Genomic DNA, 16,515 nt, shown 5'->3' with positions numbered 1-16,515 from the left:
CGGCTGTCGGACGGCCGATCGTCGCCCATTGCGAGGTGGACGACCTGCTGCACGGCGGATACATCCACGACGGTGCCTACTGTCACGAGCACGGACACAAGGGGATCTCGTCCGAGAGCGAATGGCGCCAGGTCGAGCGCGACATCGAACTGGCCGCCCGGACCGGATGCCAGTACCATGTCTGCCACGTCTCGACCCGCGAGAGCGTCGAACTGGTCCGGCAGGCCAAGGCCCGGGGGCTCCGCGTGAGCTGCGAGACGGCGCCGCACTACCTGCTGCTCACCGACGACGATCTGCGCGAGGAGGGCCGCTTCAAGATGAATCCCCCGCTGCGGAGCCGTGAGGACCGCGAGGCGCTCATCGCAGGCATTCTCGACGGGACGATCGAGGTGATCGCCACCGACCATGCCCCCCATACGGCCGAGGAGAAACTCCGCGGCCTGGCCCGCAGTGCAATGGGCATCGTGGGGCTCGAGTGCGCCTTCCCGCTGCTCTACCGCTATCTGGTCGGACGGGGGATAATCACGCTCGAGCAGCTGATCGGGCTGATGGCCGTCAATCCGCGCCGGATCTTCGGTCTCGGAGGCGGCACGGAGGAGGGCGATGCGGCCGACTTCACGGTCTTCGACCTCGAGGCCGAATACCGCATCGATCCCGCGACCTTCCGCTCGAAGGGGCGCGCCACGCCCTTCGCCGGATGGCCCGTCCGCGGGCGGGCCGTGCTGACGGTGGTCGGCGGCCGCGAAGTGTATGATTACGACAATTGCAAATTCAAATAGAGAAGGATGAAGCCATTTACCAAAAAAATTGTCCTGGAGGACGGCCGCGAGTTCTACGGCTACGGTTTCGGTGCCGACCGCGAGGCGATCAACGAAATCGTCTTCAATACCTCGATGGTGGGGTATCAGGAGATCATGTCCGATCCGTCGTACACGGACCAGATGGTCGTGATGACCTATCCGCTGATCGGCAACTACGGCATGACCGACGAGGACTACGAGACCAAGACGCCGACCATCGGCGGCATGATCGTGCGCGAGTACAATGACTCGCCCTCGAATTTCCGCTACACGAAGACCCTGCACGAGGTGCTCGAGGAGCACGGGATTCCGGCCATTTCGGGAGTCGATACCCGGGCGCTGACGCGGATCATCCGCGACGAGGGCAGCCAGAAGGTGATCGTCACCGACGCCTCGACCCCCTGCGAGGAGGCCCTGCAGCGGCTGCGTGCCTACGAGATGCCCCACGACATGGTTTCGCGCGTGAGCTGCCGCAAGCGGTGGATGTCGCGCGTGCCCAACCACAAGTGGGATGTCGTGGCCATCGACTGCGGCATCAAGTACAACATCGTGCGGCTGCTCAACCGCGTGGGTTGCAACGTGATCGTCATGCCCTACAACTCTACGGCCGAGGAGGTGATGGCATTCCATCCCGACGGCCTCGTCCTCTCGAACGGCCCCGGCAATCCGGAGGACGTGAAGCCGGTGATCGAACTGGTCAAGCAGCTGCGGGGCCGCCTGCCGATCTTCGGCATCTGCATGGGCCACCAGCTCATCTCGCTGGCCTACGGCGCACGGACCTTCAAGATGAAGTTCGGGCATCGCGGCGCCAACCACCCGGTCAAGAACCTGCAGACCGGAAAGCTCGAGATCACGAGCCAGAACCACAGCTATGCCGTGGATATCGACTCGCTCGAGGGCACGGGGCTCACGCTGACGCACGTCAATCTGCTCGACGGCACGGCCGAGGGCGTGGAGTGCGCCGCCGAGGGCGTCTTCTCGATGCAGTATCACCCCGAGAGCGCTTCGGGGCCGCAGGACAGCGCTTATTTGTTCGGAAAGTTCACTAAAATCATGGAGGAGTTCAGACATGCCTAAAAGAAAAGATATCAAGAAGGTGATGGTCATCGGGTCGGGCCCGATCGTGATCGGTCAGGCCGCCGAGTTCGACTATGCGGGTACGCAGGCGTGCCTTGCACTCAAGGAGGAGGGTTACGAGGTGATTCTGGTCAATTCGAATCCGGCTACCATCATGACCGACACGCATATTGCCGACAAGGTCTACATGGAGCCGCTGACGCTCGAATACGTTGCCAAGATCATCCGTTACGAGCGTCCTGACGCCATCGTCCCGGGTCTGGGCGGCCAGACGGGTCTGAACCTGGCCGTACAGCTGGCCAAGAAGGGCATCCTCCGGGAGTGCCAGGTCGAGATCCTCGGCACGTCGTTCGAGTCGATCGAGCAGGCCGAGGACCGCGAGCTCTTCAAGGAACTGTGCGAGTCGCTGGGTGAGCCGGTGCTTCCGTCGGAGGTGGCGAACTCGGTCGAAGAGGCCGTGGAGATAGCCGCGAAGATCGGCTATCCGGTGGTGCTGCGCCCGGCCTTCACGCTGGGCGGTACGGGCGGCGGATTCGCCGACGACGAGCAGGAGCTGCGCGAGCTGATGCGCCACGCACTGTCGCTCTCGCCCGTACACCAGGTGCTCGTCGAGAAGAGCATCAAGGGCTATAAGGAGATCGAGTACGAGGTGATGCGCGACCGCAACGACACGGCCATCAGCATCTGCTGCATGGAGAACATCGACCCGGTCGGCATCCATACGGGCGACTCGATCGTCGTGGCTCCGAGCCAGACGCTCACCAACAAGGAGTTCCAGATGCTGCGCGATTCGGCGCTGAAGATCATCCGCGCGCTGAAGATCGAGGGCGGCTGCAACGTGCAGTTCGCACTCGACCCGCTGTCGTTCAAATACTACCTGATCGAGGTCAATCCGCGCGTGTCGCGCTCCTCGGCCCTCGCGTCGAAGGCTTCGGGATACCCCATTGCCCGCGTGAGCGCCAAGATCGCCGTGGGCCTGACGCTCGACGAGATCCGCATCGCCAATACTCCGGCCTCGTTCGAGCCGACGCTCGACTACGTCGTAACGAAGGTGGCGCGCTTCCCGTTTGACAAGTTCGCCGACGCCTCGAACAAGCTCGGCACGCAGATGAAGGCCACGGGCGAGGTGATGTCGATCGGCCGCACGATGGAGGAGTCGCTGCTCAAGGCCGTGCGTTCGCTCGAGACGGGCGTCTGCCACATTTACCACAAGAAGTTCGACTCGTGGTCGAACGACGACCTGCTGGCCTACATCAAGGAGGGTACCGACGACCGTCTGTACGCCATTGCCCAGCTCATCCGCGGCGGCGTCGATCTGGCGCTGATCTACAACAACACGAAGATCGACATGTTCTTCCTCGAGAAGTTCAAGAATATCGTCGAGTTCGAGCATGTCGTGCGCGCCCATCCGATGGATCCCGAGACGCTGCGCGATGCCAAGCGCATGGGCTTCAGCGACAAGTTCATCGGCCAGCTGTGGGGACTTTCGCAGCACGACGTCTACCGCCTGCGCGAGAAGAACAACATCTTCCCCGTCTACAAGATGATCGACACGTGCGCCAGCGAGTTCGACTCCTACGTGCCCTATTTCTACTCGACCTACGAGCAGGAGAACGAGTCGAAGGTCAGCGACAAGGAGAAGATCGTCGTGCTGGGTTCGGGCCCGATCCGCATCGGTCAGGGTGTCGAGTTCGACTATTCGACCGTACACGCCATCTGGTCGATCCGCGAGGCGGGCTACGAGGCCATCATCATCAACAACAACCCCGAGACCGTCTCGACCGACTATACCACCAGCGACAAACTCTATTTCGAGCCGCTTACGGTCGAGGACGTGATGAATGTCATTCACCTCGAGAAGCCGAAGGGCATCGTCGTCTCGCTCGGCGGACAGACGGCCATCAACCTGGCCGAGCCGCTGGCCGAGCTGGGCGTGCCCATCATCGGCACCGACTGCGAGGCGATCCGCAACGCCGAGGACCGCGGCTGCTTCGAGAAGATCATGGAGGAGCTGGGCATTCCGCAGCCCGAAGCCGAGGCCGTGACGGACATCGAGGCCGGAGTGCGTGCCGCAGCCCGCATCGGCTATCCGGTGCTGGTGCGTCCGAGCTACGTGCTGGGCGGCCGCGCCATGCAGATTGTCTCGAACGAGGAGCGCCTGCGCCACTACCTGCAGACGGCCGTCGAGGTCAATGAGGACTCGCCGGTTCTGGTAGACCGCTACATCATGGGCAAGGAGCTCGAGGTCGATGCCATCTGCGACGGCAAGGATGTCTTCATTCCGGGCATCATGGAGCATGTCGAGCATACGGGTATCCACTCGGGCGACTCGATCAGCGTCTATCCGACCTTCAGCGTCAGCCAGAAGGCCAAGGACAAGATCATCGACTATACGGTCAAACTGGGTCTGCGCATCGGCATCGTGGGCCTCTACAACATCCAGTTCATCGTTGCCGGCGACGACGACGTCTACGTCATCGAGGTCAATCCGCGCTCGTCGCGTACGGTGCCGTTCCTTTCGAAATCCACGGGCGTGCAGATGGCGCACATCGCCACGCAGGTCATCCTGGGCAAGTCGCTGCGCGAGTTGGGCATCACGGAGGTTTACGGACGGGAGAAGCAGCGCTGGTACGTCAAGGCCCCGGCCTTCTCGTTCGCCAAGATCCGCGGTGTGGACTCCTACCTCTCGCCCGAGATGAAATCGACGGGCGAGGCGATCGGCTACGACGACAAACTCACGCGTGCCCTCTACAAGGCCCTGCAGGCCACGGGCATGCATGTGTCGAACTACGGAACGATCTTCGTTACGATCGCCGACCAGGACAAGCTGCAGGCGCTGCCTCTCGTGAAGCGCTTTTACGACCTGGGCTTCAACATCGAGGCGACGACCGGAACGGCCGAGTTCCTGCGCGAGCACGGCATCCGCACCCGCACGCGCCGCAAGTTGAGCGAGGGCAGCTCGGAGATTATCGAGGCCCTGCGCCAGGGACACATCAGCTACGTGATCAACACGATCGACATCAACCAGCACAATACACGCCTGGACGGATACGAGATTCGCCGCACGGCCGTCGAGAACAACGTGACGGTCTTCACGGCGCTCGAAACGGTACGGGTGCTGCTCGACGTGCTGGAGGAGATCACGCTGCGTGTTTCGACGATCGATGCGAAGTAACGTCATGGATACGGAAACCGCATACAAGAAAGGCGTTTACCGGATCGAATCCAACGAGCCGCTGACACGGAACGTGTGGCGCATGGTGCTCGCGGGCGATACGCGGTGGATCACCGCTCCGGGACAGTTTGTCAATATTGCGCTGGAAGGCAGGTATTTGCGCCGTCCGATCTCGGTCTGCGACTACGATGAACACACGATCACGCTGATCTACAAGGTCGTGGGCGGAGGTACGGAGCAGATGAGCCGCATGGCGGCGGGTGCGGAGCTGGACCTGCTGACCGGACTGGGCAACGGCTTCTCGATCCGCGGTGAGGTGCGCCGTCCGCTGCTCGTCGGCGGCGGCGTAGGGGTACCCCCGCTTTATAACCTGGCCCGGAAACTGCTTGCCGAGGGACGCGAGGTGCAGGTCGTGCTGGGATTCAACACCGCCTCGGAGTGCTTCTACGAAGAGGAGTTCCGCGCGCTGGGCTGCCGGGTGACGGTCGCCACGGCCGACGGCTCGCACGGCGTCCGGGGTTTCGTCACGACGGCCATCGCCGAACGGCATCCCGACTTCGACTACTTCTACGCCTGCGGGCCGCTGCCGATGCTGCGGGCCCTGGCCGAGGCGGTCGAACAGGACGGACAGCTGTCGTTCGAGGAGCGCATGGGCTGCGGATTCGGCGCCTGCATGGGGTGTTCGTGCAAAACCAAATACGGGAACAAGCGTATCTGCAAGGAGGGTCCCGTGCTGGAGAAAGGAGAGGTGATATGGTAAGCGATCCGAAGAGTGCGGCGCAGGGCGCCGCGGTGCGCGACCTTTCGGTCGAGCTGTGCGGACTGACGTTGGACAACCCCGTGATCCCGGCCAGCGGGACCTTCGGGTTCGGCAACGAGTTCAGGGAGTTCTACGACATCAACATCCTCGGTTCGTTCTCCTTCAAGGGAACGACCCGCGAGGCGCGCTTCGGCAACCCGACGCCCCGCATTGCCGAGTGCACCGGCGGCATGATCAATGCCGTGGGGCTGCAGAACCCCGGCATCGACCACGTGATCGCCGAGGAGCTGCCGCGGCTGAAGGAGTATTTCCACAAGCCGGTGATCGCCAACATATCGGGCTTCTCGGTCGAGGAGTACGCCTACTGCTGCGAGCGGATCGACCGCGAGGAGCAGGTGGGCATCATCGAGGTCAATGTCTCGTGTCCCAACGTGCGGCACGGCGGCATGTCGTTCGGTACGTCGCCCGAGGCGGCGGCCGAGGTGACGCGCGCCGTGAAGGCCGTGACGACCAAGCCGGTCTTCATCAAACTCTCGCCCAATGTGACGGACATCGTCTCGATCGCCCGGGCGTGCGAGGAGGCCGGGGCCGACGGCATCTGTCTGATCAATACGCTGCTGGGCATGCGCATCGACACGGTGCGGCGGCGTCCGGTGATCGCCAACACGATGGGCGGGTTCTCGGGCGCGGCGGTCTTCCCCGTGGCCCTGCGGATGGTCTACCAGGTGGCCCGTGCCTGCCGGATCCCCGTGATGGGGTGCGGCGGCGTGCAGTCCGCCTCGGACGTCATCGAGATGATGATGGCCGGAGCCACGGCCGTGCAGGTCGGGGCGGCGAACCTGGTCAATCCCTACGCCTCGAAGGAGATCATCGAGGCCCTGCCCGCCGAGATGGAGCGTCTCGGGATCGAACGGCTGCGCGACATCATCGGCTGCGTGGAGTGAGCTCGGGCGGCGGACGGAAAAACGAACGGAAAAACAACCAAAAACAATATGGAACGCGACGTAATCATAGCCTGCGACTTCAAGTCCGCAGAAGACACCTTCCGCTTCCTCGACCTGTTCCGGGACGAGGAGCGCAAACCTTTCCTGAAGATCGGCATGGAGCTCTTCTATGCCGAGGGTCCCGAGATCGTGCGTGAGATCAAGCGCCGGGGACACCGCATCTTCCTCGACCTGAAGCTTCACGACATCCCCAATACGGTGCGCAAGGCGATGGCCGTACTCTCGCGCCTCGACGTGGACATGTGCAACGTCCATGCGGCCGGCACGATCGAGATGATGAAGGCTGCCCGCGAGGGGCTGACGCGCGAGGACGGTACGCGGCCGCTGCTGATTGCCGTGACGCAGTTGACCTCGACCAGCGAGGAGCGCATGCAGCGCGAACTGCTCATCGGCGCCTCGATCAACGAGACGATCGTCAAGTATGCCGCGAATGCCCGCGAGGCGGGGCTGGACGGCGTGGTCTGCTCGCCGCTCGAGGCCGGCATGGTGCACGAGGCATGCGGCGCCGGTTTCCTGACCGTGACGCCCGGCGTGCGTTTCGCCGACGGCGACGTGGCCGACCAGGTGCGTGTGACGACCCCGGCCCGTGCCCGTGAGATCGGCTCGGACTACATCGTCGTGGGACGTCCGATCACGGCGGCCGCGGATCCCGTGGCTGCCTACCGGCGCTGCGTCGAGGAGTTCGTCGGATAGTCCGGCCGGCTTTTTGAGGCTCTCCGGACGGATCGAAACAAAACGACAGTCATGAAACCCGTAAAACTGTTCTACCTGAAGAACTGCCCCTTCTGCAAGAAGGCGCTGCGCTACATCGAGGAGGCTCGGGCCGCCCATCCGGAACTGGCTGCGGTCGAGATCGAGATGATCGAGGAGTCGGAGCAGCCCGAGGTGGCCGACCGCTTCGACTACTACTACGTGCCGACGTTCTATGTCGGCGGCGAGAAGGTCCACGAGGGCGGCATCTACCCCGCGGAGGTGGAGCAGGTGTTGCGCCGGGCTCTGGACTGAAAGGAGCGGCTTCCGGCTGCGGAAGCCCGAATAAAGCGAACAAACAAACGATAATATGGAAATGAACATGGAAAAATCCATTGCCAAGGATCTGCTCTCGATCGGCGCGGTGTTCCTGCGTCCCGAGCAGCCGTTCACGTGGGCCAGCGGTATCAAGAGCCCGATTTATTGCGACAACCGGCTGACGCTCACGGCTCCCGAGGTGCGCAAGCACGTCGAGGCCGGTCTGGCCGAGATCGTCCGCACGAAATATCCCGAAGCGGAGGTGCTCATGGGGACCTCGACGGCCGGAATCGCCCATGCCGCCATCACGGCGACGATCCTCGACCTGCCGATGGGCTATGTGCGCTCGGGTTCGAAGGACCACGGGCGCGGCAACCAGATCGAAGGCCGGCTCGAGAAGGGGCAGAAGGTGGTGGTCATCGAGGACCTGATCTCGACGGCCGGGTCGTGCATCGAGGTGGTCAATGCCCTGCGCGAGGCCGGTGCCGAGGTGCTCGGCGTGGCTTCGATCTTCACCTACGGCATGAAGAAGGGCCTCGACCGGCTGAAGGAGGCCCATGTCGTGAACTACAGCCTGTCGAACCTCGACGCGCTGGTCGAGGTGGCTGCCGACGAGGGGTACATCCGGCCCGAGGACAAGGTGAGGCTGCTGCAGTTCCGCGACAATCCGTCGGACGAATCGTGGATGAACAGGTAGTTCTTTAATTGATAACGTAACGCCTATGCGTCATTTGATCGATCCCACCGATCTGACGGTCGAAGAGACCGAGCAGATCGTGGCTCTCGCGGAGGACATCATCGCCCACCGCGCCAAATACAGCGAAGCCTGCAAGGGCAAGAAACTCGCCACGCTCTTCTATGAACCCTCGACCCGCACGCGCCTGAGCTTTACGGCCGCAATGCTCGAGCTGGGCGGACAGGTGATCGGCTTCTCCGATGCCAACTCCTCGTCCGTGTCGAAGGGCGAGACCGTGGCCGACACGGTGCGCGTGATCCGCTGCTTTGCGGACATCATCGCCATGCGCCACTTCAAGGAGGGTGCGCCGCTCGTCGCCTCGCAGTATGCCGGCATTCCCGTCATCAACGCCGGCGACGGAAGCCACTCCCATCCCACGCAGACGCTCACGGACCTGCTGACCATCAAGCGCGAGAAGGGCCGCTTCGACAACCTGACGATCGGCTTCTGCGGCGACCTGAAGTTCGGCCGCACGGTCCACTCGCTCATCAAGGCCCTGTCGCGCTATTCGGGCATCAAGGTGATCCTCATCTCGCCCGAAGAGCTGCGCCTGCCCGACTACATGCTCAACGAGATGCGGGCCAACTCGCGGCTGGAGTTCCGCGAGGTGCGCACCATGGAGGAGGTGATGCCCGAACTGGACATCCTCTACATGACGCGCGTGCAGAAGGAGCGCTTCCTCGACGAGGAGGAGTTCGACCGCGTGAAGAACAGCTTCGTGCTCGATCCTGGGAAGCTCCGCACGGCCCGTAAGGACATGATCATTCTCCACCCGCTGCCGCGTGTGAACGAGATCACGCGGGCGGTGGACAACGACCCCCGCGCCGCTTACTTCCGCCAGGTCGAGAACGGCAAGTTCGTGCGCATGGCGTTGATCTACACGCTGCTGCGCTGGGCCGACGAGAACAAGCCCTTTGCCCGCACGCCCGTTTTCAACGAGCCGTACATGGTCAATGAGCTGACGTGCTCGAACCCGCGCTGCATCTCGGCGACGGAGGATGTCGATCAGCTCTTCCACCGTGCGGCCGACGGCACGTGCCGTTGCGCCTATTGCGAGGCGAAGGCCAGGTAGGGCGATCCTCCGCAAAGGCTCTTTGTGAGCAGATTCCGGTGCGGCCGGCTCCGTTGGTGACGGATGCCGGCCGCACCGTTTGTACAACGGCATGTCGAAAGGCCGCTTTTGTCTCTTCGCAAGGGAATATCCCCGGTTTTTTTACTATCTTTGTGCGATATTCCACTTTTGACCGACCTGAAAAACCGGAAAACCGAAAATGCATAAAACTCCGCGCCCCGTCTCACCCCTCGGATGGGTTCCGAGCCTCTATTTCGCCATGGGCCTGCCGTTCGTGGTGCTCAACATGGTATCGGCCGTGATGTTCAAGGACCTCGGCATCCCCGATGCGCAGATCGCCTTCTGGACCTCGCTCATCATGTGGCCGTGGACGATCAAGTTCCTGTGGAGCCCCTTTCTGGAGATCTTCCGCACGAAGAAGTTCTTCGTCGTCTCGACGCAGCTCGTCAGCGGCGTGATGTTCGGACTGGCGGCGCTGGCCCTGCATCTGCCGTCGTTCTTCGCCGTGACGGTGGCCATCTTTGCCGTCATTGCCTTCAGCGGCGCCACGCACGACATCGCGGCCGACGGCGTCTACATGTCGGAGCTCTCGCAGGCCGACCAGGCGAAGTACATCGGCTGGCAGGGGGCATTCTACAACCTCGCCAAGCTGGTGGCGACGGGCGGCCTGGTCTGGTTTGCCGGGTGGCTCTACGAACGCTTCGACGACGGGCGGATGGCCGCGTTCGACGCCTTCGTGCAGTCGTGGACCGTCGTGCTGGCCATCCTTTGCGTCCTGCTGGTCCTGCTCGGTCTCTACCATGCGCGGCGCCTTCCCTCGGGCGGCGCCACGGCCGGAGGACACCACACGCTCCGCGAGGGGATGGACGGACTCCGCGAGGTGATCGCCGCCTTCTTCACGAAAAAGCACATCGGACTCTATATCCTCTTCATCATCCTCTACCGTCTGGGTGAGGGTTTCGTGATGAAGATCGTGCCGCTGTTCCTCAAGGCCGACGTCTCGGTCGGTGGGCTCGGCCTCACCAACCAGCAGATCGGACTCTACTACGGCACGTTCGGTGCCGGTGCCTTCCTGCTCGGGTCGTTGCTGGCGGGCTACTACATTGCCGCCCGGGGCCTGCGGAGGACGCTCTTCACGCTGGTCTGCATCTTCAACCTCCCGTTCCTGGTCTACGCTCTGCTGGCCGCCTTCCAGCCCCAGTCGATGTGGCTCGTCGGCGGCGGGATCGTGCTGGAGTATTTCGGCTACGGTTTCGGGTTCGTCGGCCTGACGCTCTTCATGATGCAGCAGGTCGCCCCCGGAAAGCACCAGATGGCCCACTACGCCTTTGCATCGGGCATCATGAACCTCTCGGTGATGCTCACCGGCGCCGTGTCGGGCTTCCTGAGCGACCTGTGCGGCTACAAACTCTTCTTCCTGCTGGTGATGGTTGCCACCGTTCCGGTGTTCGTCATGACCCGTTTCCTCCCGTTCACTTACCCCGATGAAAAGAAATAGCACCATGAGACCTCTGCGTTCGCTCTTCCTGTGGGCCGCTGCGGCCCTCTGCCTTGCCGCCTGTGGTACGGCCTCCGACGATGCCGTCATCCCGCATCCCGCCTCCGTCGAGGAGCTGCCCGGGAGTTTCCGCATCCATGCCCCGATGGCGCTCTCGGTCGAGGCACCCGTGGAGGCGGCCGAGGCCCTGACCGGCTACCTGAAAACCACGCCGCTGCCGATCGATACGGCAGAGCCCGATGCGGCGAAGAACTACCTCCGCCTGGAACTTTCGGACGACGAGCGGATTCCCGCTTCGGAGGAGGGGTACGTGCTCTCGGTGCGACCGGCCGGAATCACGATCGCGGCGCGCGGCGAGGCCGGACTCTTCTACGGCCTGCAGACTCTGCTGCAGCTCCACGAGCAGTTCGGCAGCCGGATTCCGGCACAACGCATCGTCGATGCGCCCCGCTTCGCCTACCGGGGGCTGCATCTGGACGTCTCGCGCAATTTTTTCGACAAGGAGTTCGTTAAGAAGCAGCTCCGCATGATGGCGTCGCTGAAGCTCAACCGCCTGCACTGGCACCTGACCGACGGTGCCGGGTGGCGCATTCAGATCGACCGCTACCCGCTGCTGACCGAAGTGGCCGCGTGGCGTCGCGGCGCGACGTGGCAGCAGTGGCGCGACGGCGGAGCGAAATACTGCCGCTTTGACGACCCGGAGGCTTCGGGCGGCTACTATACCAAGGAGGAGATCCGCGAGGTGGTGGCCTATGCCGATTCGCTGCACATCACGGTGATCCCCGAGATCGAGATGCCCGGCCACTCGGAGGAGGTGCTGGCCGTCTATCCCGGGCTCTCGTGCAAGGGTGAACCCTACTCGGGCGGTGACTTCTGCATCGGCAACGACGCGACCTTCGAGTTTCTCGAGAACGTGCTCACGGAGGTGATGGAGCTCTTCCCCTCGGAGTACATCCACATTGGCGGCGACGAGGCTGCCAAGACGGCGTGGAAGGAGTGCCCGAAGTGTCAGGCGCGCATGAAGCGCGAAGGGCTGGAGTCGGTCGATGAGCTGCAGAGCTACGCCATCCACCGCATCGGCCGTTTCCTTGCGAAGCACGGCCGGCGGCTGATCGGGTGGGACGAGATCCTCGACGGCGGGCTGGCCCCCGATGCCGTCGTCATGTCGTGGCGCGGCGAGGAGGGCGGCCGCACGGCTGCCGCTGCCGGGCATGAGGTGGTGATGACCCCCGGCGGATACTGCTATTTCGACGGATACCAGGACGACCCGACCACGGAGCCGCAGGCCATGTCGGGCTTCCTGCCCCTCGAAAAGGTCTATTCGTACGACCCGGCTCCGGCCGACATGCCCGGACGGGAGTATGTGCTGGGCGTGCAGGCCAACCTCTGGACGGAGTACATCCCCACGGCGGAACAGGCCGAATACATGCTCTATCCGCGTCTGTTCGCGCTGGCCGAGGTGGCGTGGTGCCAGCCCGAAGGAAAGGACTACAGGGCGTTCCGCGAGCGGGCGCTCCGCTTTACCGAACTGGCCCGCAGTCGGGGCTACAACACTTTCGACCTGGCCGGCGAGACGGGCGAGCGTCCCGAGTCGCTCGAACCGGCTGAACATCTGGCCGTGGGGTGCCCGGTGACCTACGCCACGCGGTGGAACGGCGGCTATCCCGCCGCCGGCGAGCGGGCGCTGACCGACGGCCTGCGCGGTTCGTGGAGCTACAAGGAGTGCTGGCAGGGATTCCTCGGCTGCGACGTCGATGTGACGGTCGATCTGGGCGAGGTGAAGCCCATCAGCGAGGTCTCGGCCGACTTCACTCAGTGGTATTCGGCCTGGATCTGGCTTCCGGCCCGGGTGGAGATCGAGGTCTCGGACGACGGGACCGACTTCCGCCGCATTGCCGTTGTCGAGAACGACTATCCCGATACGGCCGAGCGGCCCGAATACCGGACCTTCGGCTGGACGGGCAGCGAGCAGGCACGATACGTGCGCTACCACGCGATTTTGAATGAGCGGGTCGGCGGATGGCTGTTTACCGATGAAATCATTATAAATTAAACAGATACGAATACGCGAAGTATGGAAAAAATCAAGATTGCGGGCGTTGCACTGCCCGATATGCCGTGGGAGGATCGTCCCGCGGGCTCGAATGAGGTGATGTGGCGCTATTCGGCCAACCCGATCATCGGGCGCCATGCGCTCTCGACCTCGAACAGCATCTTCAATTCGGCCGTCGTACCGTTCAAGAACGGCAAGTACAACTATGCGGGCGTCTTCCGCTGCGACGACACCAACCGCCGGATGCGCATCCACGTGGGCTTCTCGGTAGACGGGCTCCACTGGGACATCGAGGAGGCCGACTTCCGCCTCGAAGGCGCCGACTCCGAGGTGGCCGAGTGGGTCTACGGCTACGACCCGCGCGTGGCGAAGATCGACGACAAGTACTACGTCACGTGGTGCAACGGCTACCACGGCCCGACGATCGGCATCGCCTGGACGACCGACTTCAAGACCTTCCACCAGCTCGAAAACGCCTTCCTGCCCTATAACCGCAACGGGGTGATGTTCCCGCGCAAGATCAACGGCCGCTATGCCATGCTTTCGCGCCCGAGCGACACGGGACACACGCCCTTCGGCGACATCTTCTACTCGGAGTCGCCCGACCTGGAGTTCTGGGGCCGCCACCGCCACGTCATGTCGCCCGCACCGTTCGAGGTGTCGGCCTGGCAGTGCATGAAGATCGGCGCGGGCCCGGTGCCCATCGAGACGTCGGAGGGGTGGCTGTTGTTCTACCACGGCGTGCTGCGCTCGTGCAACGGCTATGTCTATGCCTTCGGCTCGGCGCTGCTCGATCTCGATGAGCCGTGGAAGGTCCTGGCCCGCAGCGGTCCGTATCTGATCTCCCCGCGCGAACAGTACGAGTGCATGGGCGACGTGCCGAACGTTACGTTCCCCTGCGCCGCGCTGCACGATCCCGAGACGGGGCGTGTGGCCGTCTACTACGGATGCGCTGACACGGTGACCGGCCTGGCCTTCGGCTACATCCCCGAGATTGTCGAATTTACGAAGAAAAACTCGATCCTGTGATGCGGCTGCGACGAACGCTCCTTACGGCGGCGCTCCCCGCCGCCGTTTTCTGCCCCTCCCTTCGGGCGCAGGAGCCGGCCGACTGGGTCGATCCCTTTATCGGGACGACCAACTTCGGGGCGACGAACCCCGGGGCCGTGACCCCCAACGGCATGATGTCGGTCGTGCCGTTCAACGTCATGGGCTCCGAGGAGAACCGCTACGACAAGGATGCCCGCTGGTGGTCCACCCCCTATGAGTACCACAACCGGTTCTTCACGGGATTCGCCCACGGGGCGTTGAGCGGCGTGGGGTGTCCCGACATGGGATCGCTGCTGACGATGGCCACGACGGGTGAGCTGGAGGTCGATTACCGCGAATACGGCTCGCCGTACCGCGACGAAGCGGCCTCGCCGGGCTACTATGCCGTGACCCTCGGGAAGTACGGCATCCGGGCCGAAGCCACGGCCACGGCCCGCACGTCGGTCGAACGCTATACGTTTCCGGGCGGCAAGGGTAACCTGCTGCTGAACCTGGGCGAGGGGTTGACGAACGAATCGGGGGCGATGGTGCGCCGTGTAAATGCCACGGAGATCGAGGGGATGAAGCTCCTCGGTACGTTCTGCTACAACCCCCAGAAGGTCTTCCCGGTCTACTTCGTGCTGCGGGTCTCGAAAGCGCCGAGCACTGCGGGCTACTGGAAGAAGCAGCGCCCGATGACGGGCGTCGAGGCCGAGTGGACCCCCGACAACGGACGGTACAAGATCTACACGGAATACGGCCGTGAGCTGGCCGGTGACGATGTGGGCTACTGGTTCTCGTACGACGACCTTGCAGAGGGCGAACAGCTGGAGGTGCGGATGGGCATCTCCTACGTCTCGATGGAGAATGCCCGGCGCAACCTCGAGGCCGAACAGGCGGCCGACGCCACCTTCGACTCGATCCGTGCGGAGGCCCGGGCGCGCTGGAATGCCGACCTGGGGCGCATCCGCGTCGAGGGTGGCACGGACGACCAGCGGAAGGTCTTCTACACGGGACTGTACCATGCGCTGATCCATCCCAACCTTGTGAACGACGTCAATGGCGAATATCCGCTCATGGAGCGTTCGGGCGAGGCGGGCGTGACGGAGGGCGACCGCTATACGGTCTTCTCGCTGTGGGACACCTACCGCAACGTCCACCAGCTGCTGACGCTGGTCTATCCCGAGCGGCAGGTGGAGATGGTGCGCTCGATGATCGGCATCTACGACGAGTGGGGCTGGATGCCCAAGTGGGAACTCTACGGGCGCGAGACCTTCACGATGGAGGGCGACCCGGCCATCCCGGTCATCACCGACACGTGGCTCAAGGGGCTTCGCGGCTTCGACATCGACAAGGCCTACGGCGCGTTCCTCAAGTCGGCCACGACGCCCGGGGAGCAGAATCCCCTGCGGCCCGACATCGATCCCTACGTCGAACGGGGCTACATCCCGCTGGGCTTCTACTCCAAGGATCTGGCGGGCGACGCCTCCGTATCGCATGCGCTCGAGTACTATGTCGCCGACCATGCGCTTTCGCTGCTGGCCGCCGACCTGGGCCGCCCCGAGGCTGCTGGCAGCCGACCTGGGCCGCCCCGAGGATGCGGCGATCTTCCGCGAGCGGTCGCTCGGATACCGTCACTACTACGACAAGGAGTACGGCACGCTGCGGCCGATCCAGCCGGACGGTTCGTTCCTCACCCCCTTCGACCCGCGTGCCGGCGAGAACTTCTCGGCCGCACCCGGGTTCCACGAGGGTTCGGCCTGGAACTACACCTTCTACGTCCCGCACGACGTCGAGGGGCTGGTGAAACTCATGGGCGGCCGCAAGCGCTTCGTCGAGAAGCTGCAGATGGTCTTCGACGAGGGGCTGTACGATCCGGCGAACGAACCCGATATCGCCTATGCCTACCTGTTCAGCCGCTTCCCCGGCGAGGCATGGCGTACGCAGCGCGAGACGCGGCGCCTGCTCGACAAATACTTCACGGTGCAGGCCGACGGCATCCCCGGCAACGACGATACGGGCACGATGTCGGCCTGGGCGGTCTTCACGATGATGGGATTCTATCCCGACTGTCCGGGCGAGCCGGCCTATACGCTGACCGCCCCGGTTTTCGACCGGGTGGAGATCGACACCGCCCGCGGCGAGCTGGTCATCGAGGCCGAGCGTTCGGCTCCCGATGCGGGATACATCCGCCGCATGACCCTCGGCGGCAAGCCGCTCACCAGCTACCGCATCTCGCATGACGAGCTGCTTGGCGGCGGACACCTGAAATTCGAACTGGATAATCAACATTGAACCATATC

The 16,515-nt window shown here is 63.6% G+C and carries 12 protein-coding genes and 1 pseudogene; all 13 read left to right on the top strand.

Annotated features, from left to right (window positions below; genetic code table 11):
* A partial coding sequence (locus tag QZL63_RS00865; protein WP_290585393.1) for a dihydroorotase occupies window positions 1-779 on the top strand: 779 nt, incomplete at its 5' end.
* Window positions 780-785: 6 nt separating this feature from the next.
* Window positions 786-1,877, top strand: a complete 1,092-nt coding sequence (gene carA, locus QZL63_RS00860) for a glutamine-hydrolyzing carbamoyl-phosphate synthase small subunit (RefSeq protein WP_022307465.1) — start codon at window positions 786-788, stop codon at window positions 1,875-1,877.
* Window positions 1,870-5,052: a carbamoyl-phosphate synthase large subunit gene (gene carB / locus QZL63_RS00855; protein ID WP_290585381.1), complete on the top strand. Its 3,183-nt coding sequence runs from the start codon at window positions 1,870-1,872 to the stop codon at window positions 5,050-5,052. Before carA ends, carB begins: the two co-directional genes overlap by 8 nt.
* Window positions 5,053-5,056: 4 nt before the next feature.
* The gene (locus QZL63_RS00850) at window positions 5,057-5,812 is read left to right on the top strand and encodes a dihydroorotate dehydrogenase electron transfer subunit (RefSeq protein ID WP_022307463.1); all 756 of its coding nucleotides are present in this window, start codon (window positions 5,057-5,059) and stop codon (window positions 5,810-5,812) included.
* The gene (locus QZL63_RS00845; protein WP_022307462.1) at window positions 5,806-6,756 is read left to right on the top strand and encodes a dihydroorotate dehydrogenase; all 951 of its coding nucleotides are present in this window, start codon (window positions 5,806-5,808) and stop codon (window positions 6,754-6,756) included. Before QZL63_RS00850 ends, QZL63_RS00845 begins: the two co-directional genes overlap by 7 nt.
* Before the next feature lie 48 nt (window positions 6,757-6,804).
* The gene (gene pyrF / locus QZL63_RS00840) at window positions 6,805-7,509 is read left to right on the top strand and encodes an orotidine-5'-phosphate decarboxylase (protein WP_022307461.1); all 705 of its coding nucleotides are present in this window, start codon (window positions 6,805-6,807) and stop codon (window positions 7,507-7,509) included.
* A gap of 51 nt (window positions 7,510-7,560) precedes the next feature.
* On the top strand, window positions 7,561-7,821 hold the full coding sequence (locus tag QZL63_RS00835; protein ID WP_022307460.1) for a glutaredoxin family protein: 261 nt from the start codon (window positions 7,561-7,563) through the stop codon (window positions 7,819-7,821).
* A gap of 67 nt (window positions 7,822-7,888) precedes the next feature.
* Window positions 7,889-8,521 (top strand): orotate phosphoribosyltransferase, encoded by a 633-nt coding sequence (gene pyrE / locus QZL63_RS00830; protein ID WP_290585399.1) that lies wholly within the window; start codon window positions 7,889-7,891, stop codon window positions 8,519-8,521.
* Between the two features lie 25 nt (window positions 8,522-8,546).
* Window positions 8,547-9,632: an aspartate carbamoyltransferase gene (pyrB, locus tag QZL63_RS00825; protein WP_022307458.1), complete on the top strand. Its 1,086-nt coding sequence runs from the start codon at window positions 8,547-8,549 to the stop codon at window positions 9,630-9,632.
* Window positions 9,633-9,831: 199 nt separating this feature from the next.
* Window positions 9,832-11,130, top strand: coding sequence for an MFS transporter (locus QZL63_RS00820; RefSeq protein ID WP_022307457.1), 1,299 nt, complete (start codon window positions 9,832-9,834; stop codon window positions 11,128-11,130).
* 4 nt (window positions 11,131-11,134) lie between these two features.
* A complete protein-coding gene (locus QZL63_RS00815) occupies window positions 11,135-13,183 on the top strand; it encodes a glycoside hydrolase family 20 protein (protein ID WP_022307456.1) in 2,049 nt (682 codons plus the stop codon).
* 21 nt (window positions 13,184-13,204) lie between these two features.
* A complete protein-coding gene (locus tag QZL63_RS00810) occupies window positions 13,205-14,212 on the top strand; it encodes a glycoside hydrolase family 130 protein (protein ID WP_022307455.1) in 1,008 nt (335 codons plus the stop codon).
* A gap of 5 nt (window positions 14,213-14,217) precedes the next feature.
* A pseudogene (locus QZL63_RS00805) lies at window positions 14,218-16,507 on the top strand (GH92 family glycosyl hydrolase).
* The last annotated feature ends 8 nt before the right edge of the window (window positions 16,508-16,515 follow it).

The sequence above is a fragment of the Alistipes sp. CAG:268 genome (assembly GCA_000434235.1).
Classification (GTDB): Bacteria; Bacteroidota; Bacteroidia; order Bacteroidales; family Rikenellaceae; genus Alistipes; species Alistipes avistercoris.
Note: the sequence above shows the minus strand (reverse complement) of the source record. Positions and strands in the feature narration are given on the sequence as shown.